Origin of the sequence: Mycolicibacterium komossense (assembly GCF_025822605.1) — a bacterium.
In the GTDB taxonomy this organism is placed as follows: domain Bacteria; phylum Actinomycetota; class Actinomycetes; order Mycobacteriales; family Mycobacteriaceae; genus Mycobacterium; species Mycobacterium komossense.
The window spans coordinates 65,684-89,529 of record NZ_JACKTY010000046.1 but is presented as its reverse complement, the minus strand read 5'-3'; the positions used below and the strand labels follow the sequence as shown (position 1 = coordinate 89,529).

Genomic DNA, 23,846 nt, shown 5'->3' with positions numbered 1-23,846 from the left:
TCAGGCGTTTGCGCTTGACCCGGCAACGTCCAACACAACCTCGAACTCGAGCAGCGATGCGCCGGTGGCGACCGGATTCTTCTGCTCACCCTTGTGCGCCTCGATGGCAGGGCCCGACGCCCACGCCTGGAACGCCTCTTCGGTCTCCCACTGCGTCACCACGAAATAGCGGGTCTCGCCCTTGATCGGGCGGAGCAGCTGGAACCCGAGGAAACCAGGCTGGTTGTCGACGGCGTGGGCGCGATGAGCGAACCGCTTCTCCAGCTCCGGCCCGGCATCGGCGGGTACCTCGATTGCGTTGATTTTCACCACGGACATGGCGTTAGGCTACCGCGCCCCACTTCGGCTCCGGCGAGCCACGCAAGATGGCGTACATGATCAGCGACACGCTCACCTACCGCGGCGGGCGGGGGAACCCGATTGTGTTGACGCACGGATTGATGGGCCGCGGCACGACGTGGTCCCGGCAGCTGCCGTGGCTGACCCGACTGGGCGCGGTGTACACCTACGACGCCCCCTGGCACCGCGGCCGGTATGTCACCGACCCCCACGCGATCAGCACCGAGAGGTTCGTCGCGGATCTGGCGGATGCGTTGGCGCCCTTCGGCAGGCCGGTTCCGGTGATCGGGCATTCGATGGGCAGTCTGCATGCCTGGTGCTTGGCGGCGGAGCGACCCGACCTGGTCGCGGGTGTGGTCATCGAAGACATGGCCCCGGACTACCGCGGCCGGACCACCGGCGCGTGGGAACCGTGGCTGCACGCCCTGCCGGTGGAGTTCGAGACCGCCGATGCCGTGATCGACGAGTTCGGTCCCGTCGCCGGAAGATACTTCGTCGAGGCGTTCGACCGGACCGCCACCGGCTGGCGGCTGCACGGCCGCGTCGAGCGGTGGATCGAGATCGCCGCCGAGTGGGGTACCCGAGATTTTTGGGATCAGTGGCACGCGGTGCAGGTGCCCGCGCTGTTGATCGAGGCGGAGAACTCGGTCACCCCGCCGGGACAGATGCTGGAGATGAAAGTGACCGGTCGCCTGGCGAACTATCTGCAGGTGCCAGGCGCCGGCCATCTTGTCCACGATGAGGCGCCGCAGGAATATCGGGAGGCTGTGACGTCGTTCCTAGCGACTGTCGCTCCTTACGCCTGACGTCGGCCACGACGGCTGTTGTTCGAAGCGCGTGCGGATGGCGTCGAGTTCGTGATCAAGTCGGCGGCCATCGGCGTCTCCTTCTTCGACGAGCCGGGCCACGTCGCGGTTGGTGTAGCGCATCTGGTCCAGATGCCCGCGCAGGAAGTGACTGCCACGTGAACGGGCGGCAAGTACGGCTACCAGCGCAAACGGGGCGAGTAACACGACGATCAGGAGCAGAAGGCTCAACGGTGCATTCATGGCAGTAATACTTCGACAACTAAGATACCGCCAACAGTGGCAGCACTGTCGCGGTTCGGTAAAATACTGCCATGCTTAAGACCGTCTCGGTGCTGGTGCTCGACGGTCTTGCGCCATTCGAATTCGGCGTGATCTGCGAGGTCTTCGGCATCGACCGCTCCGCGGACGGCGTACCGAACTTCGATTTCAAGGTGTGCGGCCCAGAAGCGGGTAGGCCGGTGCGGATGTCCATCGGCGCCAGCCTCACGCCCGATCACGACTTCAGCGCGTTGGTCGGCGCCGACCTGGTGGCGGTGCCCGCGATCAGCGGCCCCTACCCGGAGGAAGCCCTCGATGCACTGCGGGCCGCCGCCGAGTCCGGATCGATCGTCCTCACGGTCTGCTCCGGCGCCTTCGTTGCCGGTGCCGCCGGATTACTCGAGGGCCGGCCATGTACGACGCACTGGATGCATGCCGATGAACTCGCGCGGCTGTATCCCACGGCGAACGTCGACCGAAACGTGTTGTTCGTCGACGACGGCAACCTGATCACCAGCGCCGGCACGGCAGCCGGTATCGACGCCTGCCTGCACCTGGTTCGTCGCGAACTCGGTAGTGCCGCAACCAATATCATCGCCCGCAGGATGGTCGTGCCACCTCAGCGTGACGGTGGTCAGCGTCAGTACATCGACCAGCCCATTCCGGTCCGATGCTCGGAAGGCTTTGCGCCACAACTGGATTGGATTCTGGCGAACCTCGACAAGCCGCATACCGTCGCAACGCTGGCTGAGCGCGCGCACATGTCCGCCCGGACGTTCGCCCGTCGATTCGTCGACGAGACCGGCACCACACCCATGCAGTGGGTGACCGACCAGCGAGTGCTCTACGCGCGACGACTGCTGGAGGAGACCGATCTGGATATCGACCGGATTGCTGATCGGGCCGGATTCGGCACTGCGACGTTGTTGCGCCACCACTTCCGCCGCATCATCGGGGTGGCGCCGTCGGACTACCGCCGCAGCTTCGCCTGCGATGCGGTGGCCGAGCCCGCTTAACCCCTTGTGATTTCGGCGTGTTCGTCGCCGGTCAGCGGTTGGTTCCACGCCGAAGTCACCCGTCGCCTTCGCCGGCCAGCGCAAACCGACCGTCCGCCGTCTGCTCGACGAGTCCGTCGACCAGTAGCGAATCCAGTGCCCGGTCGCGCTGTGCGGTATCGGTCAGCCACACGATATCCAATTGCGCACGCGTGACCGGCTTTTGGCTACCGCGAAGCACATCGAGCAGTCGGCCGCGGACCTGGCGATCGGTACCGGCGTAGGCCTGTCCGCGTTTGGGTGGTGTGGTGGCCGGGGGATAGCCGGCCGCGCGCCAGGCACAGTGGCTCAACGGGCACAGCCCGCACTTCGGCGATCGTGCCGCGCAGACGATCGCGCCCAATTCCATCAGCGCCGCCGAGAAGCGCGGGGCCGTCGAATCATCGGGCAGCAGCACCGCCACGGCGGCCAGGTCTCTGGTGGTCGACGGCGGCCCGGCGTCGGCCAGTCCGTCCACCGCCCGGGCCACCACCCGCCGCACATTGGTGTCGACCACCGGAACCGACTGCTGATAGGCGAAACATGCGATCGCTCTGGCCGTATAACTGCCGACGCCGGGCAGCGTCAGCAGCGCCTCGACATCGTCGGGCACCACGTCGCCGTAGTCGTCGGCGATCACCCGAGCACATTCGTGCAACCGCTTGGCCCGTCGCGGATAGCCCAGCTTGCCCCAGGCGCGCAGCACATCAGCAGCACTGGCCGCAGCGGTCGCAGACGGTGTCGGCCAGCGCGCCACCCACTCCAGCCAGATCGGCAGCACCCGCGCCACCGGCGTCTGCTGCAGCATGTACTCGCTGACCAGGATCTTCCACGCGCCGGCCTCGGGATGGCGCCAGGGCAGGTCGCGATGTTCGCGGTCGTACCAGTCGAGCAATTCCGCGGCTCGGATACTCATCGCGTCTCCGTCGCAGCGGGAGGGCACAATGTGCAGCATGCCGAATACAAGTCCTGTGACCGCCTGGAAGGCACTCAAGGAGGGTAACGAGCGCTTCGTCGCGGGCCACCCACAGCACCCCAGCCAGAGCATCGAGTATCGGGCCAGCCTGGCTGCCGAGCAGAGGCCCACGGCGGTCGTGTTCGGCTGCGCCGACAGCCGGGTCGCGGCAGAGATCATCTTTGACCAGGGCCTCGGCGATATGTTCGTGGTCCGCACGGCAGGGCACGTCATCGACTCGGCAGTGCTCGGGTCGTTGGAGTACGCCGTGACTGTGCTCAACGTGCCGCTGATCGTCGTGCTCGGCCATGACAGCTGCGGCGCGGTGAAGGCCACCCTGGACACGCTCGACGGCGGCCAGGTCCCGAGCGGGTATGTCCGCGATGTCGTCGAGCGGGTCACGCCGTCGATATTGCTGGGCCGCCGCGATGGTCTGACCAGGGTCGACGAGTTCGAACATCGACACGTCGTCGAGACCGGTTCCCAGATCATGGCCCGCTCGACGGCCATCGCCGAGCGCGTCAACGCCGGCTCGCTCGGCATTGTCGGGCTGACGTACCACCTGGCCGACGGCCGGGTGAATCTACGCAATCACCTCGGCGATATCGGCGAATAGCACAGCAAACTCACATCACCCGGGTCGCGACACGCCGAGCGGGGTCGGACATCTCTCGGTGACCTGGCCTTACCGTGAGATCGTGCTGGATTTGGAACCGCAGGGCCCGCTCCCGACGCAGATCTACTGGCGGCGCCGTGGGCTCGCTATCGGCGTTGCGGTTATCGTCATCGCGCTGGTAGCCGCCATCGTGTTCATGGTCCTTCGGGGCAGCTCCAGCACTGATCCCAAGCCGGTCGCCGACAACAAGCCGAATACCGCGCAGGGCCCGCTGGCGCCGACTCCGACTCCCGAGGTCAAGACGCCCGTCGTGCCGCCCGCACAGGACGTTCCGCCGCCGACGCCCACCGCGACCGCCGCTGTCGTCCCGCCACCGGTCCTCAAAGCGGGCGATGACTGCCCGGACTCCACGCTGGCCGTCAAGGGTATGACCAGCCAGCCGCAGTACACGATCGGCGATCAGCCCAAGTTCACGATGGTGGTCACCAACATCGGTCTGGTCGCCTGCCAGCGCGACGTGGGCGCCGCAGTGCTCGCGGCCTACGTGTACTCACTGGACAACAAGCGGCTCTGGTCGAACCTGGACTGCGCACCGTCCAACGAGACCCTGGTCAAGACGTTCAATCCGGGGGAGCAGGTCACCACCGAGGTGACCTGGACGGGTATGGGGTCCGAGGCCCAGTGCCCGCTGCCGCGGCAGCCGATCGGGCCGGGCACCTACAACCTGGTCGTGCAGCTGGGCAATCTGCGATCGGCGACCGTGCCATTCATCCTGGCTGACGCCGGCGCGCCGCCGCCTGCCGATGCCCCCGCACCGGAAGCGCCGCCAGCGCCTGCTGCGGATGCCCCGCCTGCGGACGCGCCCGCGCCTGCGCCCGCGGGCTAGGCCAGCCGGTCGGCGATGGTCGATTCAGCCAACTGAGACAAACCCTCGCGAACGTGGCGCGCCCACATGGCGCCGATGCCCTCCACGTTCTGCAGATCGCTCGCGCTGGCGGCCAGTAGTCCCTGCAGTGAGCCGAAGGTCCGCACCAGCAGGTCGACATGCGCGAACTGCAGCCGCGGGATGGCGGCCATCGCGCGATATCCGCGAGAGCTCAGCGCGGAATCCTGCGCCTCCACGGTGGACGGATAGCCGAACACCTGGGCCAGTGCGGTGAAGTCCAGCAGGTCTGCGTCGGAGAGCGCGTCCAGGGCATCCAGCGTGCCCGCCACCTGCCCCTTGGACGGCGCATCGGGGCTGGCGTGGTAGTCGCGGACGATCAGTTCACGGGAGGTGTCGTTGCCGCCAAGGAGCTCTTCGAGCTGGAGCCGCAATTGCCGGCCATCGGTGCCCAGTTCGACGGCGTCGGAGTCGATCTCCAGACCGATTCGGCGGACCATTTCGAGCCGTTGCACCACGGTCATCACATCGCGCAGCGTGACGAAATCTTCGATCTCCGCGGTGGACAGCTGCCTGCTGACCTCGTCGAGTCGGGACTTGTAGCGTTCCAGCGTCGCGATCGCCTGGTTGGCGCGGGACAAGATGGTGGCCGAATCGGCGACGACGTGCCGTTCGCCTGCGACGTACACCGTCACGATGCTCATCGAGTGGCTGACCGAGATCACCGGATAGCCGGTCTGGATAGCTGTGCGTTCTGCCGAGCGGTGCCGGGTGCCGGATTCGTCGGTGGGGATGGAGGGGTCGGGGACGAGCTGCACATTGGCGCGCACGATGCGGCTGCCGTCGGTGGAGAGCACCACCGCGCCGTCCATCTTGGACAGTTCTCGCAACCGGGTGGGCGCGTATCGGACGTCGAGCGCGAAACCGCCGTCGCAGATGGTCTCGACGCTGTCGTCATAGCCGAGCACGATCAGGGCGCCGGTGCGGCCACGCAGGATTCGCTCCAGTCCGTCGCGCAGGGCGGTGCCGGGAGCCAGTCGGCCGACGGTCTCACGCAACGTGGGGCGCGGCGATACCGCGCCGATGGACCTGATGCCGGGCGTCACAGCAGACCATTGTCCTCTGTGGCGTCCTGATGGGAACCACCGTCTACCAGTTTCAGCTCGGGTCGCTTCGCCGGCCGCACTTCGGGTGGTTTGCTGGCGGGCTGCACTGCGATGCGCAACAGCGCTTTGAGGGCGTCGCCGATTGTGCTCACTTCGAGGGTCTTTAGGCCCTTGGGGGCGTTGGCGCCCGGCGGGACCATGGCCGTGGTGAAACCCAGCCGCGCCGCCTCGGCGAGCCGGCGGTCCAGGCCGGTCACCCGACGTAGATCACCGGCCAGCCCGACCTCCCCGATGACGACGGTAGAGGTCGGTAGGCACAGGTCGGCGAACGCCGACGCGATGGCGATTGCCACGGCGAGATCCGATGACGGGTCGGTCAGGCGCATGCCACCGACGGTCGACAGATATATGTCGCGCTGCCCGATCGCCAGCCCCGCTCTGGTCTCCAGCACCGCAGCGGTCATCGCCGCCCGCGACTGGTCGAGACCGCTGACCGCCCGTCGGGGCGACGGCGCGGTCTGCATCCCGACCAGTGCCTGGATCTCGCCGATCAACGGTCGCTTGCCGTCCATCGTCACCGTCACCGCGGTGCCGGGCACCGGTTCGGGACGCTGATCCAGGAACAGTCCCGACGGATCGGCGACACACTCAATCCCGTTGTCGTGCACCATGAAACAGCCGACCTCATCGGCGGACCCGAATCGGTTCTTCACGCCGCGGACCATCCTCAGCGCGGTGTGCCGGTCGCCTTCGAAATGCAGCACGACGTCGACGAGATGCTCCAGTGAGCGCGGCCCGGCGATGGCGCCGTCCTTGGTGACGTGACCGACCAGGATGATCGCCACCCCAGGTCCACCCGCCGCCTTGGCCAGCCCGGTCAGTGCCGTGGTGACGGCACGCACCTGGGTGACTCCGCCGGTGACACCGTCGTTGTCGGTGGTCGACAGGGTCTGAACCGAGTCGACCACGACCAGGCTCGGTTTCACCGCGTCGATGTGTGCGAGCACGGTATCCAGGTCAGATTCGGCGGCGAGGTAGACATCGTCGTGGCTGCAGCCGGTCCGCTCGGCGCGCATCCTGATCTGGCCGGCGGATTCTTCGCCGGAGACGTACAAGGCGCGCCGGCCCGAGGAGGCCCAGCGGTGCACGACCTCAAGCAGCAGGGTCGACTTGCCGACCCCGGGCTCGCCGGCCAGCAGCACCACCGCGCCGGGTACGACGCCCCCGCCCAGTACCCGATCGAGTTCGCTGACGCCGGTCGGCAGATGACGGGTGTTGTGGGGGTCGATGGCGCTGATCGGCACCGCCGCCGACGTCGGCGCGACCTGGCGCCTGGCGTTACCACCCATCGACGTCAGCACTGCGACTTCGTCGACAGTGCCCCAGGTGCCGCATTCTGGGCAGCGTCCGACCCACTTGGCCATCACGTGCTGGCACTCCGAGCAGCGGTACTGCGAACGCGGTTTTGCCACGTCGTGACGGTATCGGGCGGGTCCGACAGTTCCGGGTCGGACGCGCCGCGCCGCTAGTGCGCTTCGGTCGCGGCGCCCTGGCGGGGCGCGTTGCCGGCCGAGATCGGCACGGAGAGCGTGGTTTCACCGGCCTTGGCGAAGGTGAATGTGAAGCTGTACGTCAGGCCGTTGCGAATCGGCCTCGACAGCTCGACGCTGGCATCCGCGGCCGCAGCACCCTCGACCGAACTGAGCGCGGTGACACCGTCGGGGCTACCGACGACCAGGACGCCGCTGGGCGGTATCTCGCCGCTGCCGGTGAGAGTGACGGCGCCGACGTCGGAGGTGATCCCGACGAGTTTGTCGCCCGAGTCGGGGGAGAGGTTGGAGGCGATGAACATCAGGTCGACGTCCTGGCCGGGCTCCAGCGCGTCACCCTTTTCGACAGCCTGGATGTGGACATTGCGCAGGGTGATGTTCTTGACCGTGCCCACCGTGCCGTTGACGGCAGGCTCCTGGGTTGCGGTCTGCGAGATCTGGCCTGCGCCGCAGCCCGCGAGAGCGGTGGCGACCAGCAGGGCGCCGACGGCCACTCCGGCACGGGTGACGGAGGCCCGGCGGGTATCAAAAGGGATCACTGAAAGCCTCCTGTTTACGGCCGTCACGGTCCGACCTGTGGACAGTGGTGCTGAGCCTAGTACGGAGCGTAGTAGTGGGTGTCCACAGGCGGTAGCGGAGGGGCCGGGGAGCACTGAACTAGCCGCTCAACCTGCACGGATTCGCCACCCTGTCAACCCCCAGTCTTCACTCGTTGTGCCCCTGACCTGCACCGTTGTTCCGCGCCTGTCGCGGCATCGTGCTAGTATGGAGTAGCGAAAGGGGCTCCAAACTGATGATTTTCAAGGTCGGAGACACCGTTGTCTATCCACACCACGGTGCTGCATTGATCGAGGCGATCGAAACCCGAACCATCAAGGGCGTTGCGAAAGAATATCTCGTCTTGAAGGTGGCTCAGGGAGATCTCACCGTTCGAGTTCCCGCTGAGAATGCCGAGTACGTCGGCGTGCGTGATGTGGTCGGGCAGGAAGGCTTGGACAAGGTCTTCCAGGTGCTGCGAGCCCCGCATACAGAAGAGCCGACCAACTGGTCCCGTCGCTACAAGGCGAACCTCGAGAAGTTGGCTTCCGGCGACGTGAACAAAGTTGCCGAGGTCGTCCGCGATCTGTGGCGTCGTGACCAGGAGCGTGGGCTCTCGGCAGGCGAGAAGCGCATGCTGGCCAAAGCCCGGCAGATCCTCGTCGGCGAGCTGGCTCTCGCGGAGAACACCGATGACGCCAAGGCTGCCATCATTCTCGACGAGGTCCTGGCCGCCGCGTCCTGACGGCGAATGTAGATGGGGCGCGTTGTCGCCATCGTCCCGGCCGCGGGGTCGGGTGAGCGGTTAGCTGCCGGAGTTCCGAAGGCGTTCGTCGATCTTGCCGGTCTGACACTGGTTGAGCGAGCGATAGAAGGTTTGCGGCAGTCAGGCGTCGTGGATTCGGTCATTGTTGCCGTGCCGCCAGACCGCACCGACGAAGCCAAGTTGATCCTCGGCTCGACGGCCACTGTCGTCGCCGGCGGTCTTGATCGCACTGAATCTGTCCGATTGTCGTTGGCTGCGGCCGGCGATCCAGAATTTGTGCTCGTACACGATGCTGCTCGTCCGCTGACTCCGCCATCCCTGATCGTCCGAGTTGTTGAGTCCCTGCGATCCGGGCACACCGCCGTTGTCCCCGCTCTGCCGTTGGTGGACACCGTCAAGGCCGTAGATGCCAACGGGGTCGTCCTCGGTACGCCGGAGCGCGCCGGGCTGCGGGCGGTCCAGACGCCGCAGGGTTTCGACACGGCCACCCTGCTGCGTGCCTACGAGCGCAGCGGTGGGGCGCCGGTCACCGACGATGCGTCGATGGTGGAGAGCATCGGCGGCCAGGTGCAGATCGTGGCCGGTGATCCGCTGGCGTTCAAGATCACCACGCCGCTCGATCTACTGCTGGCCGAAGCGCTGGTGAATCGGTGACGGAGCTGCCGCGGGTGGGGCTGGGCACCGATGTCCACCCCATCGAATCAGGTCGGCCCTGTCACCTGCTGGGTCTGCTGTTCGAGGGTTCCGATGGCTGCGCCGGACATTCCGACGGTGACGTTGCCGCGCACGCATTGTGCGACGCGCTGTTATCGGCGGCCGGGCTCGGCGATATCGGTGGGATCTTCGGTGTAGACGATCCGCGTTGGGCCGGGGTGACCGGTGCCGACATGCTGCGCCACGTCCGCGGTCTGCTCGACGAGCAGGGTTTCCGGATCGGTAACGCGACGGTGCAGGTCATTGCGAATCGGCCGAAGATCGGGCCGCGGCGCGCCGAGGCCCAGAACGTTCTTTCCGACGTGCTCGGCGCCCCCGTCTCAGTCTCGGCGACCACCACCGACGGTCTCGGGCTGACCGGGCGCGGTGAGGGTCTGGCGGCGATTGCCACCGCCCTTATCGTCGCCGATGGAAATGCCGCCCGTTTGGGCCGGTAAGCTGGCACGTCGTGACCGATCGCGGGACCCGTCTTGAGGGTCTGAAACTCCACGACACCATGTCTGGTGCCGTGCGCGACTTCGTTCCGGTTCGCCCGGGACATGCCTCCATCTACCTGTGCGGGGCCACTGTGCAGGGCTTGCCGCATATCGGTCACGTCCGCAGCGGGGTGGCATTCGACGTGCTGCGACGCTGGTTGACGGCCAAAGGCTACGACGTGGCCTTCGTCCGCAACGTCACCGATATCGATGACAAGATCCTGATCAAGGCTGCCGCGGCGGGTCGGCCGTGGTGGGAGTGGGCTGCCACCCACGAGCGGGCGTTCTCCGCTGCGTATGACGCACTCGGTGTGTTGCCGCCGTCGGCCGAGCCGCGCGCCACCGGGCACATCACGCAGATCGTCGAGCTGATCGAGCGTCTCATCGACACCGGGCATGCCTACACCGGCGCCGGTGACGTTTATTTCAACGTGCTCAGCTATCCGAACTACGGCGCGCTGTCCGGTCACCGGATCGACGATGTGCACCAGGGTGAGGGCGCGGCCACCGGTAAGCGGGACCAGCGTGACTTCACCTTGTGGAAAGGTGCCAAACCCGGTGAGCCGTCCTGGCCCACGCCATGGGGGCGCGGCCGGCCCGGTTGGCATTCGGAATGCGTCGCGATGGCCCACGAGTACCTCGGCGATACTTTCGATATCCACTGCGGCGGAATGGATTTGATCTTTCCGCACCATGAGAACGAGATCGCGCAGGCCTGCGCGGCCGGCGACGGCTTCGCCCAGTACTGGCTGCACAACGGCTGGGTCACCATGGGCGGCGAGAAGATGAGCAAGTCGCTGGGCAACGTCTTGTCGATACCTGCCGTGCTGCAACGGGTTCGGCCGGCGGAACTGCGCTACTACCTGGGTAGCGCCCACTACCGGTCGATGCTGGAGTTCTCGGAAAATGCCCTGCAGGACGCGGTCAAGGCCTACACCGGTATCGAGGATTTTCTGCATCGGGTCCGCACCAGGGTCGGCGCAGTCGTGCCCGGACAGTGGAGTGAGAAGTTCGCCGCGGCCCTCGACGACGACCTGGCGGTGCCCATGGCCCTGGCCGAGGTGCACAGTGCCCGTGCCGACGGCAACCGCGCTCTGGACGCCGGTGATCATGAGGGCGCGCTGCTGGCCGCCACCTCGATCCGGGCGATGATGGGCATTCTCGGCTGCGACCCGCTCGACGAGCGCTGGGAATCCCGCGACGAGACATCTGCGGCGCTGGCCGCCGTCGATGTGCTGGTGCACTGGGCACTGGAAGGGCGCGCGCAGGCGCGCGAGGAGCGTGACTGGGCGCAGGCCGACCAGATCCGGGATCGGCTCAAAGAGGCCGGCATCGACGTCACTGACACTGCCGACGGACCCCAATGGGAACTCATCGACTTCGAAAAAAAAGAGGGTTCCAAGTAGATGGCCGGTAATTCACAACGCCGCGGAGCAGTGCGCAAAGAAGGCACCAAGAAGGGCCAGGTCGTCGGGTCGGGCGGAGTCCGGCGCCGAGCCCTCGAAGGGCGCGGCGCCACCCCGCCCGCGCACGAGCGGCCCCACCACCCGGCCGCCAAGCGCGCCAAGGCGGCCGCCCGGTCCAACCAGGGCCGGCCCCGCAACAAGAAGACCGACGACACCGAGATCGTGTTGGGCCGCAACCCGGTGCTGGAATGCCTGCGCGCCGGCGTGCCCGCGACGGCGCTCTACGTGGCGCTTGGCACCGAGTCCGATGAGCGCCTGACCGAATCTGTCACGCGCGCAGCCGATTCCGGTATCGCCATTCTCGAAGTTCCGCGCACCGACCTCGACCGGATGAGCACCAACGGTCTGCATCAGGGCATCGCGCTGCAGGTTCCGCCGTACAACTACGCCCATCCCGAGGACCTGCTCCGCTCCGCAACCAAGAACGTCGAGCCCGCGCTGTTGGTCGCGCTGGACAACATCTCCGATCCGCGCAACCTCGGGGCGATCGTGCGGTCGGTCGCCGCGTTCGCCGGCGACGGGGTGTTGATCCCGCAACGCCGGTCCGCGTCGGTCACCGCCGTGGCCTGGCGCACCAGCGCCGGTGCGGCCGCGCGGGTTCCGGTGGCCCGTGCCACCAACCTGACCCGGACGCTCAAGGAGTGGCGCGACGCCGGGCTGCTGGTGGTTGGGCTCGACGCGGGTGGCGACACCACACTCGACGACCTCGATGCGGCCGGCCCGATGGTGTTGGTCGTCGGCTCGGAGGGCAAGGGCCTGTCCAGGCTCGTGCGGCAGAACTGCGATGCCATCGTGTCGATTCCGATGTCCGGGCCCACCGAATCGCTGAACGCCTCGGTCGCAGCCGGTGTGGTGCTGGCAGAGATCGCCCGCCAGCGGCGAGGCTGATCTCAGAGGGCTGCGGTGAATTCCGTGATCGCGGCGGCGACCTGATCCGGAACCTCCAGCGGCGACAGATGCCCGGTGCCGGCCAACACGGTCATCGTGGCCTGCGGGATCAGCGACAGTACATGCGCCCGGAGCAGTGCGGGCGGTTCTACCTTGTCGTGCTCGCCGGCCACGATCAGGGTCGGCACCCCGATGGCGCCGACGCCGGCTGACACGTCCTGAGCGAGACCCGTTGTGGGCCAGCTGTATTTGGCCTCGTCCCCGGCGCTGAGACTGTCTTCGACGATCTGGCGCCGCACGTCAGCCGGCAGTGCGATCTCGGTCAACATGTGGTCGACGCTCTGCTGCACCGCCTGCTCGTCGTCGTAGGCGCGGGAGGTCAGTTCCTGAAGCTGGGCGGTCATTGCAGCGGGGGCGGCGGGCGCGGGTGCGACGAGGACGAGCCCGACCAGCCCGCGGGGTCGTCGCGCGGCGACCATTTGCGCGACCTTGCCGCCCATCGAGTGGCCGACCAAGACAACCCGGTCGTAGCCGAGTCCGGCCAGGACGTGCTCGGCGTCGGCGGCCAACTGGGCCAAGCCATAGGGACCCGGTGCTCCGGCGGAGCCGCCCCAGCCGCGTTGGTCGTACGCCAGCACGGCGGTCGTGGCAGGCAGACGGTCGATGACGGGTTGCCATGTCCGCTTCGACCCGCCCCAGTAGTGCAGAAACACCAGGGCGGGTTGGTCCCCGGACCGCGCGACGGCCGACAGGTCAGCGCCGGCGACGGAAAGCGTGGTGGTGGCGAACGCTGGCATGCGCGCTACGTTAGACCCCGACCAGGCGAACCCCGGCCCACAACGCCAGCACCGCGAGAACCAGCGAGGTGGGCACCGTGAGCAGCCCAAGCCAGGTGAAGGTCCCCACCTTCGGTGGGACGTCCTGGGCGGTGAGTACCCGGCGCCAGAGCAGGTTGGCCAGCGATCCGACGTAGGTCAGGTTCGGCCCGATGTTCACCCCGATCAATACTGCCAGCACCGCAGCGGGTCCGCCTGTCGCCACCAACGGCAGCATCACCAGTACCGCGGGCAGATTGTTGACCAGGTTGGCCAGGACTGCGGCCACCGCGGCAATGCCGAGCAGGGCGGGCAACGTAGAACCGCCGGGGATCAGGTGGCTCATCCCCGTGGTCAGGCCGTTGTTCATCACCGACTGGACGACGACGCCGAGGGCCAGCACAAAGATCAGGAACGGCACGTTCAACGATCGGGCAATACCGCCCGGCGTACTGCGGCGCTGGGCCAGGCTGCGGGCACCCAGGACAAGTGCCCCGCCCAGGGCTGCCCACACCGGTTCGACGCCGAGAAACGACGTCGCCGCGAATCCGGCCAGTGTCAATGCCAGCACCACCAGCACGAACTTGGGCAGGTGCGGTGGGTCGACGGTGTCGGTGCTGTCGGTGGGTTCCAGATCGCGGGCGAAGAAGCGCCGGAAGACGACGTACTCGGCGGCGATCGCGACCAGCCACGGCGCCAGCATCAGCACGGTGAACCGAGTGAACGACAAGCCGGCGGCGCTGAAGGCCAGCAGGTTGGTCAGGTTCGACACCGGCAGCAGCAGGGATGCGGTGTTCGACAGGTGTGCGGTCGCGTAGGCGTGCGGCCGCACCGGGACCCGCAGCGTGCGCACCGTAGCCAACACCACCGGGGTCAGGAGCACCACCGTCGCATCGAGGGACAGCACCGCGGTGATGACGGCCGCCACTACGAAGACCTGCCGCAGTAGGGCATCCGGCCGACCGGAGCTGGACCGGGCCATCACGGCCCCGAGCGCATCGAACAGGCCCTCGTCGTCGCAGAGTTTGGCCAGCACCAGGACGGCGGCCAGGAAGGCGACGACGGGTAGCAGCTGCAGGGCCTCGGCGGTGGCATCGTGGACCGAGATCGCCCCGACTGCAACGAGAATGGCGGCGGCAGGGACCGCGACCACCGCCTCTGGCCACCCGTTCGGGCGGGCGATGGCGAAGACGAGGGCGGCGGCCAGCAGTGCCAGCGACAGGATCAATGCGAATGTCAAGCCCAGGGGTCCTCGCGTCGCCACACGGTCGGCAGCTGTAACGCCACCCCGTCTTCCTCGGCCAGTCCACTCAGCACCTGTAGCGAGGCATCGAGGTCGTCAGTGGCAAAAGGTAATGCCCGCAATGGTTCTGACAGGGGTCGGAAGAAATCGTCCCAGTGGATCCCGACGGCGGCGGAGGCACCTACGGCACGCACCGTCTCGGTCCAGTACTCCACCAGATAGCGCCGCGGTTGCAATCCCAACTGGCCCAGGCCCAGATAGACCACGTCGACGTGGTGGCCCACCAGCGCGCCGGGTACGTAGCCGGCGCTGCCCTGCACCAACAGCGTTCGATCCGTCGGGCGATGGTGGATGATCACCGACCAGGCTTCACCGCAGCGGTACGCCGAGAGTTTCGCGGGGGTGACGACGGGTTCGGTGATGACGCCGGGGAACCGGTCGGGTGGGCAGTGGTGTGATTCGACGAGCGTGACGTCGTAGGCACCGACGGCGATCGGCGTTCCAGACACGGCGATCACGATGCGGTCCTCGGGCAGCCCGCCGCCGCGCGCGATGTTCGCCGTCGAGGCACCGCCGATCAGCTGTGCGCCGGTCCGCTCGGCGACCAGTGCGGAATCCAGCGCGTGGTCGAAGTGGGTGTGGACCGGGATGACTGCGTCGAGCCGCTGCACCCCGGCTCGGGTCAGGCAGCCGTCGACCCGGGCGGTGGACGGCGCCAGCTTGCGTAGGGCGACCGCGGGCAGGCTCGGTCGGGAGAAGAACCCGTCGGTCATCAGCGCCGAGGTGCCGTCGTCGATGAGCAACGTGGCCACCCCGAGCCAGGTGACCGAGAGCGGCGCGTCGGGCGCGGCGGGCGCCACGGTGAATCGGTCGCGATGCGCGGCGAGATCGGGCCGTCCAAGTTTGAGTCGCATCAGACGAATGCCCGCAATGTGACGCCGCCGGCCGCCAACCGGTCGCGGACGGCCTCCGCGATCTGTACTGCGCCGGGCGAATCGCCGTGCACGCAGATGGATTGGGCGCGTACGGCGATAGTCGACCCGTCGCTGGCGAGCACCGTTCCGGAGGTCACCATGGTGACCACCCGGTCGGCAATCTGCTGGGGATCGTGGAGGACGGCACCGGGCTCGGCCCGGGATACCAGCTGGCCGTCGGGTTGGTAGGCGCGGTCGGCGAACGCCTCGGTGACCGCGCGCAGACCGAGCTCTCGCGCCTCGGCGAGGAACATTGATCCGGGCAGCCCGAGGACCGGTAGGCCGGGGTCGACGGCATGCACCGCCCGGGCCACCGCGGCAGCCTGCGACTGGTGGCCGACGATCGTGTTGTAGAGGGCGCCATGGGGTTTGACGTAGCTGACCGTCGAGCCGGCGGCCGTGGCCAGCGCCTGTAATGCGCCGATCTGGTAGATGATGTCGGCGGTCAGATCCTCGGCTGTGATGTCGATGAACCGCCGGCCGAAGCCGGCCAGGTCCCGGTAGCTGACCTGCGCGCCGATGGAAACTCCGCGCTCTGCGGCGGTCCGGCAGACCCGCAGCAGTCCGGCAGGGTCGCCGGCGTGGAAACCGCAGGCGATGTTGGCGCTGGTGACGATGGCCAGCATCGCGTCATCGTCGCCGAGTCGCCACACCCCGAAGCCCTCGCCGAGGTCGGCGTTGAGGTCGACAGTCGGCACGGAACCAACCCTAATCCGTGTGCCGGTGGCCCCGGTGACGAACCCATAATGGAAACGATTATCATTACCGACGTGATTGTCAGCATCCCCTCCACGCGCCTCTTCGCAGCCGTCGCCGTCGCCGTCGTCCTCCCGCTGGCAACAGCCTGTTCGGGGGGCGGCGGTGAGAAATCCGGTGCCACCACGTCGGCAATCGGTGCCGACGCGCCGGCGTGCCCCGCCCAGCCGGTCAAGGTGACCGTCAGCGTCGACCAGTGGGGCCAGATCGCGGCCCAGCTCGGCGGTCAGTGCGCCACGGTCACCACGGTGCTCGCCAACTCCTCGGTGGACCCGCACGATTACGAACCGTCCCCTGCCGATGCCGCCGAATTCACCGGCGCCCAGCTGGTGGTGCTCAACGGTGACCACTACGACGAATGGGCCGCGAAGCTCGCGGCGACCTCCGCGCCGGCCGCCCCCGTCATCACCGCCGCGGCGCTATCTGCGCCACCGGTCGACGGCGCCGCACCCAACCCCCACGTCTGGTACAGCCCGACGACGATCGACGCCCTCGCGGATGCGGTGACCAAGGAACTGAGCACCCTGGCGCCCGGCGCCGGCGACTACTTCGCCGAGCGCCGCGCGGCGTTCACCTCGTCGATGCAGCCGTACACGACGCTGATTGCCGATATCAGAAAAGCCGCATCGGCCAAGACCTACGCCGCCACCGAGCCGGTGTTCGACCTGATGGCCCAAGCGCTGGGCCTGACGGACAAGACGCCTACCGGATATCAGACAGCGTCGGCGAACGAGAGCGACCCGGCGCCCGCCGACCTCTCGGCGTTCCGCGAGCTACTGGCCGACAAGGGTGTTGACGTGCTGATCTTCAACACCCAAACCGAAGGCTCGGTGCCCGACGACATCCGTGCTGCCGCCGAAAAGGCGGGCGTACCGGTCGTCAACGTCACCGAAACGGTGGCGCCGGGAGCAGTTTCGTTCGAGGCTTGGCAGGTGGACCAACTCACTGCACTGGCCAAGGCACTCGGTGTCAACACCTAACTCGACCGCTCAGCGCGATCCCGCGCTCGCCTTCAGCGATGTCAGCGTCGTCCGCGGCGGCCGGCTGATCTGGTCGGAGGGCACCTTCGAGGTGCCCGCCGGCGGGATCACCGCCGTCATCGGTTCGAACGGCTCCGGTAAGACCACCCTGCTCCAGGTCATTCTCGGCCTCATCAGGGTCGCCTCCGGTGAAGTGTTGGTGCTCGGCAAGCCGCCCGGGGAGGCGACCGACTCGATCGGGTACGTCCCCCAGAACTATGCGGCTGCCGCGGGGAACGCGGTGCGGTCCTGCGATGCGGTGCTGCTGGGTCTGACCGGCAAGCGGTGGGGGTTCGCGCGCGCCTCCGCAGACGAACGCCACCGGGTCGAGGAGATTCTGGCCGCCGTGGGCGCGACGCCGTTCGCGCACCGTCGGCTCTCCCAGCTCTCCGGCGGGCAGCGCCAGCGCGTCGCCATCGCCGAGGCACTCGTCGGGCGGCCCAAACTCCTGATCCTCGACGAGCCGCTGACCGCGCTGGACCTGCGCAACCAGCGGGAGATCGTCAGGCTGTTGGCCAGGATCAGGGATGAGTTCGGCGTCACGATCCTGGTGGTCGCCCACGACCTGAATCCGCTTCTGGGCGTGCTGGACAGCGCCATCTACCTGCTGGACGGCCACGCGCATTTCGACGTGATGGACGAGGTGGTCGACGAGGGGCTGCTGAGCCATCTCTACGGTACGTCGATCCAGGTGGTACACACCCCGCAAGGCGACCTCTACATGCGGAGCATCTGATGCGCACAACCGTGATAGCACTTGGCTACCAGGACAATTGGTGGCAGATCCTGACTTCGGCGTTCATGCGCAACGCGCTCGTCGGTGGCACCCTGGTGGCCCTGGCCGCCGGACTGATCGGCTACTTCATCGTGGTCCGCAATACCGCCTTCGCCGCACATGCGTTGGCGCATATCGGTTTTCCGGGTGCGACAGGCGCTGTGCTGGTCGGTGTGCCGGTTTCGGTCGGGCTCGGGGTGTTCTGCATCGGTGGCGCCCTGGTGATCGGGGCCCTCGGGAAACGTGCCGACGACCGCGAAGTCGCGACGGGCACCGTGTTGGCTGCGGCCACCGGGCTCGGTTTGTTCTTCAGTTCGCTGGCCACCAGAAGCAGCAGCACCGTGACGAACGTGTTGTTCGGCAATCTGCTCGCCGTCTCGCACGAACAGCTGATCATCTTCGCCGTGCTGGTGGCGGTGCTCGCCGTGGTCATCGCCTCCATCTACCGGCCCCTGCTGTTCGCCTCCGTCAACGCCGAGGTCGCCGAGGCCAGGGGCGTTCCGGTGCGCGCCCTGTCGGTGGTCTTCATGGTGTTGTTGGGCCTGGCAGTGACGATGGCGGTCCAGGCGGTCGGCACCCTGTTGCTGTTCGCTCTGGTGGTCACGCCGGCAGCAACGGCCATCATGCTGACCGCCCGGCCGGGCGCGGCGATGGCGGTGTCGACGGCATTGTCGATCGTCGGCGTGTGGGCGGGCCTGGCGATCTCGGCGATGTTCAACATGCCGCCGAGCTTTCCCATCGTGACGATCGTGTGCGTCATCTGGCTGGGAGTGTGGCTGGTGGTGAACGGAGCCGGCCCGCGTTACGACGAGCGCCGAGGGGCGAGGGGCGCAGGAGTAGCGCGATCAGGCGCCGCTTCGAAGGCGCCACCTGCGGCCCACGGCGCGGCTGCCTCGGGATCTGTGCGACCGATGAACTAGCGTCACAGAGCATGTCCAGGAGTCCCGTTCCCCGGCGACGCGCGACCCTGGCTTCGTTGGCGGCCGAACTCAAGGTTTCCCGCACCACCATCTCGAACGCCTACAACCGCCCGGACCAGCTCTCCGCCGATCTTCGGGAGCGGGTGTTCGCCACCGCAAAACGGCTCGGGTACGCGGGTCCCGATCCGGTCGCGCGCTCGCTGCGCACCCGCAAGGCCGGTGCGGTCGGCCTGGTCATCACCGAGCCGCTGACGTATTCGTTCAGTGACCCGGCCGCGCTGAACTTCGTGGCGGGCCTCGCCGAATCCTGCGAAGACGTGGGGCAGGGCCTGTTGCTGGTGGCCGTCGGGCCCAGTCGGACGCTCGAAGAGGGTGCCGGCGCCGTGCTCTCCGCCGGGGTGGACGGATTCGTCGTCTACGCGGCCTCCGATGACGATCCCTACCTGCAGGTGGTCCTGGAACGCCGGCTGCCGGCCGTCCTGGTCGATCACCCCACCGATGTGCCGGGGGCATCGCGGGTGGGTATCGACGATCGCGGTGCCATGCGTGAGCTCGCCGACTACGTGATAGGCCTCGGTCATCGCGAGATCGGGTTGTTGGCGATGCGGTTGGGTAGCGAACGCGGAGTGGGCGAGCCCGGCGCCGCCTTGGTCACGCCGGACCGCTTGAGTGGCACCCACTTTCAGGTACAGGCCGAGCGGATCGCCGGGGTGCGCGACGCGATGACGGCGGCCGGACTGGATCCGGGCGAACTGACCATCGTGGAGAGCGCCGAGCACGAGGCGACCTCCGGCGGCACCGCCGCCGAGCTGGCACTGGCGACCAACCCGCGGATCACCGCGCTGATGTGCACCGCCGACGTGCTGGCGATTTCGGCGATGGACTATTTGCGGGCCCGCGGGATCTACGTTCCTGGGCAGATGACCGTGACGGGCTTCGACGGTATCCCGGAGGCACTCAAACGCGGGCTGTCCACCGTCGCGCAACCGAGTTTCGAGAAGGGCAGACTGGCGGGCGACCTGCTACACAACCCGCCGCGTTCGGGACTGCCCGTCGTCGATGTGCTGCCCACCGAGGTGATCCGCGGCCGCACGGCCGGGCCGCCGGGCTAGGCCACGACTAAGCCCGCTGCGCCAGTAGGAATTCCAGGGCTGCCGCGACATCCGCGGGCGCGTCGACCCGGTATCGGGCGGCCGTGGCTCCCTCGCCGACCTTGACCCCGACATCGCCGACACGCATCCGGCGGAAAGCCTTCTCGTCGGTCACGTCGTCGCCGAAGAACACCACCGCCGACGCGTCGTCCCGGTCCCGGAGGATGTCGATCGCCTCGCCTTTGTCGGTCGAGATCACCGCGAACTCCAGGACCGCCTTGCCTGCGGTCGCGTGGGCGTCCCAGCTCTCGGCGGCCGTGCGGGCCTGCGCCAGGGCCGCCTCGGCGTCGTCGGGCGCAGCGTTGCGGACGTGCAGTGCGACGCTGGCCGGCTTTGTTTCGACGGTGACGCCCGGGCGCCCGGCGGCGATCGCCTCCAGCTCCTCGGTAATCCGTCCGAGCAGCTGGGTGTCGATGTCGTGGGCAAACCCGGTGTCGAATTCGGCGCCGTGACTGCCGACCAGATGCACCGGCGCGGACATTCCCGACAGCACCACCAGGTCACGCAGCGCGCGCCCGGAGATCAGTGCGGCGGTGGTTTCGGGCAGCGCGGCAAGGGCGCGAAGGGCCGTCGCCGCGGCGGGCAATGGCCGGGCATCACCGGGATGGTTGACGATCGGCGCCAGCGTGCCGTCAAAGTCGGACGTAACCAGCAGCCGGGGCGCCCGCGCGACGGAGCGCAGGGCCTCTTCGAGGTCAGAGGGGAGCGCGCTCACCGCTCAGATCTTAGGGTCCTCTGAATCGCCGATCAGTAGCCGGACGGCCAGATCCAGGCGTTTACTGACGTCGGTGGCCGAGGCGCGCCGGGTCAGCCAGGCCAGCAGGTTGGACAGCCACACATCGGAGATGACGCGCGCGATGTGGTACTGGTCCTCGGTCGGTTCGCCGTCGGACATCGCCCTGGCGAACATGCTGTCGATGATCTTCTCGACGTGATCAACCTCACCTGCGGCGGAGGCGTCGGCGAAGACGTAGGCGCGCGTCATGGCCTCGGTGAGCAGCGGGTTGCGCTGCATCGCCCGGTTCAGCTTGCTCACCATGAAGTTCAGCCGCTGATACGCCGTTCCGCCGGCGACGACAGTGCGGTCGGTCTTGGCGTCGATGCGTTCGAACTCGCGGCCGAGTGCCGATACCAGCAGGTGCACCTTCGACGGGAAATAGCGGTACAGCGTCCCGACGGCGACATCGGCGCGGTCAGCCACCGCACGCATCTGAACTGCCTCGTAGCCGCCCTTGGAGGCGATCGCCATGGTGGCGTCGAGGATCCGCTTGCGGCGTTCGCGCTGCGCTTCGGAGCCGAGTTCCGATTCGGAGAGGACGGCCACGGTCAGTACCTCACGCGGCTGTGAACTTGTTCCCTGAGTCGACCTGGCACCGGTCCGGGAGTGTGCTGGCGTCGACATTCGGAAGACAGCCCCTTCTTTCTACGTATCGGTCCAAAACGATACGCATGCCGGACCAGAATTGCCCACCTCCGCGATGCCCGAGGGGTGCGTGATCCCCGGGTGAGAGTCATCACTGTCCTGCTGCGATGGCGTTCGACTTGACGTTCGATCGCTGGCACTATTAGAACACGTTCTAGTGGGTCGTACTGGTCTTCAACGCATCGAATACAACGCATCGAACAAGGAGTCCCGTGGTGTCTGGGATGTCAGCTACTGCTACCGATGAACAGTTTGCCGCGCGCGAAATGGTGCGGGACTGGGCCGCCGGCTCGGGGGCGATCACCGCGATCCGTGATGTCGAGCAGGGCAAGCCTGAGGCCTGGCGCCCGGTTTTCGCCGGCCTGGCCGAACTGGGATTGTTCGGGGTCGCGGTGGCAGAAGAGGCGGGCGGCGCAGGCGCCACCATCGGCGATTTGTGCGCGATGCTCGACGAGGCGGCCCGCGCCCTGGTGCCGGGGCCGGTGGTGTCGTCCGCTTTGGCGACGCTGCTGCTCGACGATATGAACGGTACTGACGGCATCGATGAGCTGCTGGAATCGTTGGTGGCCGGCGAGCGGACCGCCGGTCTCGCACTGGCCGCCCAGCTGCGCTTCGATGCCGAGAGCAACCAGGTCAGCGGGACCGCCGAGCATGTCGTGGGCGCCGACAGCGCAGGCGTGCTGCTGCTACCCACCGAGCATGCTTGGCTGTTGGTCGACGCGACCGCGACAGGCGTGGAGATCGAACAGCTGAGCCCCGCCGACTTCTCGCGGCCGCTGGCCCGCGTCGTCCTGACGTCGGCACCGGCGACTCCACTGGCGCGCACCCCGCAGCGCGTCCGCGATTTGGCGGCCACCCTGTTCGCCGCCGAGGCGGCGGGAGTTGCCCGCTGGGCGCTGGACACTGCGGTCGCTTACGCAAAGGTGCGCGAGCAGTTCGGCAAACCGATCGGCAGCTTCCAGGCCATCAAGCACATCTGCGCGGAGATGCTGGTCCGGGCCGAACAGGCCGCGGTGACCTCGGCGGATGCGGCCCGCGCGGCGTCGGACAGTGACCATGATCAGCTGGCGGTATCCGCCGCGGTGGCCGCGGCCAGTTGTATCGAGGCCGCCATCGCCAACGCCAAGGACTGTATCCAGGTCCTCGGTGGCATCGGATTCACCTGGGAGCATGACGCGCACCTGTATCTGCGGCGCGCCTACGGCATCAGTCAGCTGCTCGGCGGCCGCCAGGCCTGGCTGCGGCGGATCGCCGCACTGACCACCGGCGGCTTGCGTCGTCACCTCGGTATCGACCTGAGCGAGGTCGCGGATCAACGCTCCGGCATCGCCGCTGACGTGGCGGCTATCGCCGAACTGCCCGACGATCAGCGCCAGGCGGCGCTGGCCACGGCCGGGCTGCAGGCTCCGCACTGGCCCGCCCCTTACGGCCGGGCTGCGGCACCGGCCGAGCAGCTGCTCATCGACCAGGAGCTCGCTGCCGCCGGTGTCGACCGGCCGGATCTGGTGATCGGCTGGTGGGCCGCCCCGACCATCCTTGAGCACGGCACCCCAGAGCAGATCGAGCGGTTCATGCCCGGCACGCTGTCCGGGGACATCTATTGGTGCCAGCTGTTCAGTGAGCCCGGCGCCGGTTCGGATCTGGCCGCGCTGCGGACGAAAGCCGTGCGCACCGAAGGCGGTTGGCTGCTGACCGGGCAGAAGGTGTGGACGTCGAACGCCCAGCGGGCCCAGTTCGGAGTCTGCCTCGCCCGCACGAATCCCGATGTGCCCAAACATAAAGGCATCACGTACTTCATCGTCGACATGTCGGCGCCGGGCATCCTGATCCGCCCGCTGCGGGAGATCACCGGCGAGGCGCTGTTCAACGAGGTGTTCCTCGACGACGTCTTCGTGCCGGACGATCTGGTGGTCGGACAGGTCGACGGGGGCTGGGCCTTGGCTCGAACCACCCTGGCCAACGAGCGCGTCATGATGGGCGGCGGGGGCAAGCTCGACAAGGGCATGGAGGACCTGATCAGCGAGGTCGACGGCCTCGAGCTGGACGCGGCCGAACTGGACCGGTTGGGGGCGTTGATCGTCGCTGCCCAGATCGGCTCGCTACTGGACCACCGGATCGCCGAAATGGCGGTCGGTGGTCGTGATCCCGGGGCGCAGTCCAGTGTGCGCAAGCTCGTTGGCGTGCGTTACCGCCAGGCGCTGGCCGAACGGATGATGGAGTTGGCCGAAGGCGGCGGGATCGTCGATTCCGCTGAGCTGCGGTACTTCCTGAACACCCGGTGCCTGACGATCGCCGGCGGAACCGAGCAGATCCTGCTGACGTTGGCCGCCGAGCGGCTATTGGGACTGCCGCGGTAGAGCTGATCGCTCGCTC

At 67.7% G+C, this 23,846-nt stretch carries 26 protein-coding genes; 14 read left to right on the top strand and 12 right to left on the bottom strand.

Translation table 11 applies throughout. The features are described from left to right. Window positions 1-318 carry a mycobilin-forming heme oxygenase MhuD gene (gene mhuD, locus H7J73_RS27505; RefSeq protein WP_264070969.1) on the bottom strand — a complete coding sequence of 106 codons (318 nt, stop codon included), beginning with the start codon at window positions 316-318 and terminating at the stop codon, window positions 1-3. A 56-nt stretch (window positions 319-374) separates the two neighbouring features. On the opposite strand from mhuD, the gene H7J73_RS27500 reads away from it, so the two are divergent. Continuing rightward, a complete protein-coding gene (locus tag H7J73_RS27500; RefSeq protein ID WP_435405589.1) occupies window positions 375-1,145 on the top strand; it encodes an alpha/beta fold hydrolase in 771 nt (256 codons plus the stop codon). Here H7J73_RS27500 and H7J73_RS27495 read toward each other — a convergent pair. Next, window positions 1,119-1,388, bottom strand: a complete 270-nt coding sequence (locus tag H7J73_RS27495; protein ID WP_264070967.1) for a hypothetical protein — start codon at window positions 1,386-1,388, stop codon at window positions 1,119-1,121. The two genes, H7J73_RS27500 and H7J73_RS27495, sit on opposite strands and share 27 nt — an antisense overlap. Before the next feature lie 71 nt (window positions 1,389-1,459). On the opposite strand from H7J73_RS27495, the gene H7J73_RS27490 reads away from it, so the two are divergent. After that, window positions 1,460-2,422, top strand: coding sequence for a GlxA family transcriptional regulator (locus H7J73_RS27490; protein WP_264070966.1), 963 nt, complete (start codon window positions 1,460-1,462; stop codon window positions 2,420-2,422). A 55-nt stretch (window positions 2,423-2,477) separates the two neighbouring features. On the opposite strand, the gene H7J73_RS27485 is transcribed toward H7J73_RS27490, so the two are convergent. Next, window positions 2,478-3,395, bottom strand: a complete 918-nt coding sequence (locus tag H7J73_RS27485; RefSeq protein WP_435405588.1) for an HhH-GPD family protein — start codon at window positions 3,393-3,395, stop codon at window positions 2,478-2,480. On the opposite strand from H7J73_RS27485, the gene H7J73_RS27480 reads away from it, so the two are divergent. Both H7J73_RS27480 and H7J73_RS27475 read left to right on the top strand, forming a co-directional pair. After that, window positions 3,394-4,011 carry a carbonic anhydrase gene (locus H7J73_RS27480; RefSeq protein WP_264070964.1) on the top strand — a complete coding sequence of 206 codons (618 nt, stop codon included), beginning with the start codon at window positions 3,394-3,396 and terminating at the stop codon, window positions 4,009-4,011. The genes H7J73_RS27485 and H7J73_RS27480 overlap by 2 nt on opposite strands. 82 nt (window positions 4,012-4,093) lie before the next feature. Then, window positions 4,094-4,897 (top strand): hypothetical protein, encoded by an 804-nt coding sequence (locus H7J73_RS27475; protein WP_264070963.1) that lies wholly within the window; start codon window positions 4,094-4,096, stop codon window positions 4,895-4,897. Here H7J73_RS27475 and disA read toward each other — a convergent pair. From disA to H7J73_RS27460, 3 genes are read right to left on the bottom strand one after another with little or no spacing between them, the layout of a single operon-like run. Further along, the gene (disA, locus tag H7J73_RS27470) at window positions 4,894-6,000 is read right to left on the bottom strand and encodes a DNA integrity scanning diadenylate cyclase DisA (RefSeq protein ID WP_264070962.1); all 1,107 of its coding nucleotides are present in this window, start codon (window positions 5,998-6,000) and stop codon (window positions 4,894-4,896) included. The two genes, H7J73_RS27475 and disA, sit on opposite strands and share 4 nt — an antisense overlap. Beyond that, window positions 5,997-7,472, bottom strand: a complete 1,476-nt coding sequence (radA, locus tag H7J73_RS27465; protein WP_264070961.1) for a DNA repair protein RadA — start codon at window positions 7,470-7,472, stop codon at window positions 5,997-5,999. The genes disA and radA overlap by 4 nt, the downstream gene beginning before the upstream one ends. Before the next feature lie 53 nt (window positions 7,473-7,525). Continuing rightward, window positions 7,526-8,089, bottom strand: a complete 564-nt coding sequence (locus H7J73_RS27460; protein WP_264070960.1) for a copper chaperone PCu(A)C domain-containing protein — start codon at window positions 8,087-8,089, stop codon at window positions 7,526-7,528. A 254-nt stretch (window positions 8,090-8,343) separates the two neighbouring features. On the opposite strand from H7J73_RS27460, the gene carD reads away from it, so the two are divergent. The 5 genes from carD to rlmB are packed head-to-tail and all read left to right on the top strand — an operon-like array spanning window position 8,344 to window position 12,397. Further along, on the top strand, window positions 8,344-8,832 hold the full coding sequence (gene carD / locus H7J73_RS27455) for an RNA polymerase-binding transcription factor CarD (protein WP_264070959.1): 489 nt from the start codon (window positions 8,344-8,346) through the stop codon (window positions 8,830-8,832). A gap of 12 nt (window positions 8,833-8,844) precedes the next feature. Continuing rightward, a complete protein-coding gene (ispD, locus tag H7J73_RS27450; RefSeq protein ID WP_264070958.1) occupies window positions 8,845-9,507 on the top strand; it encodes a 2-C-methyl-D-erythritol 4-phosphate cytidylyltransferase in 663 nt (220 codons plus the stop codon). Further along, complete coding sequence (ispF, locus tag H7J73_RS27445; RefSeq protein ID WP_264070957.1) at window positions 9,504-10,004, top strand: 2-C-methyl-D-erythritol 2,4-cyclodiphosphate synthase; 501 nt, start codon at window positions 9,504-9,506, stop codon at window positions 10,002-10,004. Before ispD ends, ispF begins: the two co-directional genes overlap by 4 nt. Before the next feature lie 11 nt (window positions 10,005-10,015). Then, window positions 10,016-11,449 (top strand): cysteine--tRNA ligase, encoded by a 1,434-nt coding sequence (gene cysS, locus H7J73_RS27440; RefSeq protein ID WP_264070956.1) that lies wholly within the window; start codon window positions 10,016-10,018, stop codon window positions 11,447-11,449. Next, window positions 11,450-12,397, top strand: a complete 948-nt coding sequence (gene rlmB, locus H7J73_RS27435) for a 23S rRNA (guanosine(2251)-2'-O)-methyltransferase RlmB (protein WP_264070955.1) — start codon at window positions 11,450-11,452, stop codon at window positions 12,395-12,397. Window positions 12,398-12,399: 2 nt separating this feature from the next. On the opposite strand, the gene H7J73_RS27430 is transcribed toward rlmB, so the two are convergent. The 4 genes from H7J73_RS27430 to H7J73_RS27415 are packed head-to-tail and all read right to left on the bottom strand — an operon-like array spanning window position 12,400 to window position 16,127. Continuing rightward, window positions 12,400-13,194, bottom strand: coding sequence for an alpha/beta fold hydrolase (locus H7J73_RS27430; protein ID WP_264070954.1), 795 nt, complete (start codon window positions 13,192-13,194; stop codon window positions 12,400-12,402). Between the two features lie 10 nt (window positions 13,195-13,204). Beyond that, window positions 13,205-14,440, bottom strand: a complete 1,236-nt coding sequence (locus tag H7J73_RS27425) for an SLC13 family permease (RefSeq protein WP_264070987.1) — start codon at window positions 14,438-14,440, stop codon at window positions 13,205-13,207. 8 nt (window positions 14,441-14,448) lie between these two features. Further along, entirely contained in the window at window positions 14,449-15,369 is a 921-nt protein-coding gene (locus tag H7J73_RS27420) for an MBL fold metallo-hydrolase (RefSeq protein ID WP_264070953.1), read from the bottom strand. Then, window positions 15,369-16,127, bottom strand: coding sequence for a LamB/YcsF family protein (locus tag H7J73_RS27415; protein WP_264070951.1), 759 nt, complete (start codon window positions 16,125-16,127; stop codon window positions 15,369-15,371). The genes H7J73_RS27420 and H7J73_RS27415 overlap by 1 nt, the downstream gene beginning before the upstream one ends. A 48-nt stretch (window positions 16,128-16,175) precedes the next feature. Here H7J73_RS27415 and H7J73_RS27410 point away from each other — a divergent pair, with 48 nt between their 5' ends. Genes H7J73_RS27410 through H7J73_RS27395 form a run of 4 tightly spaced genes read left to right on the top strand, consistent with a single transcriptional unit; the run spans window position 16,176 to window position 20,011 of the window. Continuing rightward, window positions 16,176-17,165 (top strand): metal ABC transporter solute-binding protein, Zn/Mn family, encoded by a 990-nt coding sequence (locus H7J73_RS27410; RefSeq protein ID WP_264070949.1) that lies wholly within the window; start codon window positions 16,176-16,178, stop codon window positions 17,163-17,165. After that, entirely contained in the window at window positions 17,152-17,940 is a 789-nt protein-coding gene (locus H7J73_RS27405) for a metal ABC transporter ATP-binding protein (protein ID WP_264070948.1), read from the top strand. The genes H7J73_RS27410 and H7J73_RS27405 overlap by 14 nt, the downstream gene beginning before the upstream one ends. Further along, a complete protein-coding gene (locus H7J73_RS27400; RefSeq protein ID WP_264070947.1) occupies window positions 17,940-18,899 on the top strand; it encodes a metal ABC transporter permease in 960 nt (319 codons plus the stop codon). Before H7J73_RS27405 ends, H7J73_RS27400 begins: the two co-directional genes overlap by 1 nt. Window positions 18,900-18,910: 11 nt before the next feature. Then, window positions 18,911-20,011 carry an Rv3575c family transcriptional regulator gene (locus tag H7J73_RS27395; RefSeq protein WP_264070946.1) on the top strand — a complete coding sequence of 367 codons (1,101 nt, stop codon included), beginning with the start codon at window positions 18,911-18,913 and terminating at the stop codon, window positions 20,009-20,011. Window positions 20,012-20,018: 7 nt separating this feature from the next. Here H7J73_RS27395 and otsB read toward each other — a convergent pair whose 3' ends face one another. Both otsB and kstR read right to left on the bottom strand, forming a co-directional pair. After that, window positions 20,019-20,765, bottom strand: coding sequence for a trehalose-phosphatase (gene otsB / locus H7J73_RS27390; protein WP_264070945.1), 747 nt, complete (start codon window positions 20,763-20,765; stop codon window positions 20,019-20,021). A gap of 3 nt (window positions 20,766-20,768) precedes the next feature. Further along, window positions 20,769-21,452, bottom strand: a complete 684-nt coding sequence (gene kstR / locus H7J73_RS27385) for a cholesterol catabolism transcriptional regulator KstR (RefSeq protein ID WP_264070944.1) — start codon at window positions 21,450-21,452, stop codon at window positions 20,769-20,771. Window positions 21,453-21,697: 245 nt separating this feature from the next. Between kstR and H7J73_RS27380 the strand changes: the two genes are divergently transcribed. Further along, on the top strand, window positions 21,698-23,830 hold the full coding sequence (locus tag H7J73_RS27380; protein ID WP_264070943.1) for an acyl-CoA dehydrogenase family protein: 2,133 nt from the start codon (window positions 21,698-21,700) through the stop codon (window positions 23,828-23,830). Window positions 23,831-23,846: the final 16 nt, after the last annotated feature.

What these genes read in the sequence shown, in the direction of transcription:
- mhuD (WP_264070969.1), bottom strand. Translation starts at nt 318, where the DNA reads ATGTCCGTGGTGAAAATCAACGCAATCGAGGTACCCGCCGATGCCGGG.
- H7J73_RS27500 (WP_435405589.1), top strand. Translation starts at nt 375, where the DNA reads ATGATCAGCGACACGCTCACCTACCGCGGCGGGCGGGGGAACCCGATT.
- H7J73_RS27495 (WP_264070967.1), bottom strand. Translation starts at nt 1,388, where the DNA reads ATGAATGCACCGTTGAGCCTTCTGCTCCTGATCGTCGTGTTACTCGCC.
- H7J73_RS27490 (WP_264070966.1), top strand. Translation starts at nt 1,460, where the DNA reads ATGCTTAAGACCGTCTCGGTGCTGGTGCTCGACGGTCTTGCGCCATTC.
- H7J73_RS27480 (WP_264070964.1), top strand. Translation starts at nt 3,394, where the DNA reads ATGCCGAATACAAGTCCTGTGACCGCCTGGAAGGCACTCAAGGAGGGT.
- H7J73_RS27485 (WP_435405588.1), bottom strand. Translation starts at nt 3,395, where the DNA reads ATGCTGCACATTGTGCCCTCCCGCTGCGACGGAGACGCGATGAGTATC.
- carD (WP_264070959.1), top strand. Translation starts at nt 8,344, where the DNA reads ATGATTTTCAAGGTCGGAGACACCGTTGTCTATCCACACCACGGTGCT.
- ispD (WP_264070958.1), top strand. Translation starts at nt 8,845, where the DNA reads ATGGGGCGCGTTGTCGCCATCGTCCCGGCCGCGGGGTCGGGTGAGCGG.
- rlmB (WP_264070955.1), top strand. Translation starts at nt 11,450, where the DNA reads ATGGCCGGTAATTCACAACGCCGCGGAGCAGTGCGCAAAGAAGGCACC.
- H7J73_RS27430 (WP_264070954.1), bottom strand. Translation starts at nt 13,194, where the DNA reads ATGCCAGCGTTCGCCACCACCACGCTTTCCGTCGCCGGCGCTGACCTG.
- H7J73_RS27420 (WP_264070953.1), bottom strand. Translation starts at nt 15,369, where the DNA reads ATGCGACTCAAACTTGGACGGCCCGATCTCGCCGCGCATCGCGACCGA.
- H7J73_RS27410 (WP_264070949.1), top strand. Translation starts at nt 16,176, where the DNA reads ATGGAAACGATTATCATTACCGACGTGATTGTCAGCATCCCCTCCACG.
- H7J73_RS27400 (WP_264070947.1), top strand. Translation starts at nt 17,940, where the DNA reads ATGCGCACAACCGTGATAGCACTTGGCTACCAGGACAATTGGTGGCAG.
- H7J73_RS27395 (WP_264070946.1), top strand. Translation starts at nt 18,911, where the DNA reads ATGTCCAGGAGTCCCGTTCCCCGGCGACGCGCGACCCTGGCTTCGTTG.
- kstR (WP_264070944.1), bottom strand. Translation starts at nt 21,452, where the DNA reads ATGTCGACGCCAGCACACTCCCGGACCGGTGCCAGGTCGACTCAGGGA.
- H7J73_RS27380 (WP_264070943.1), top strand. Translation starts at nt 21,698, where the DNA reads ATGTCAGCTACTGCTACCGATGAACAGTTTGCCGCGCGCGAAATGGTG.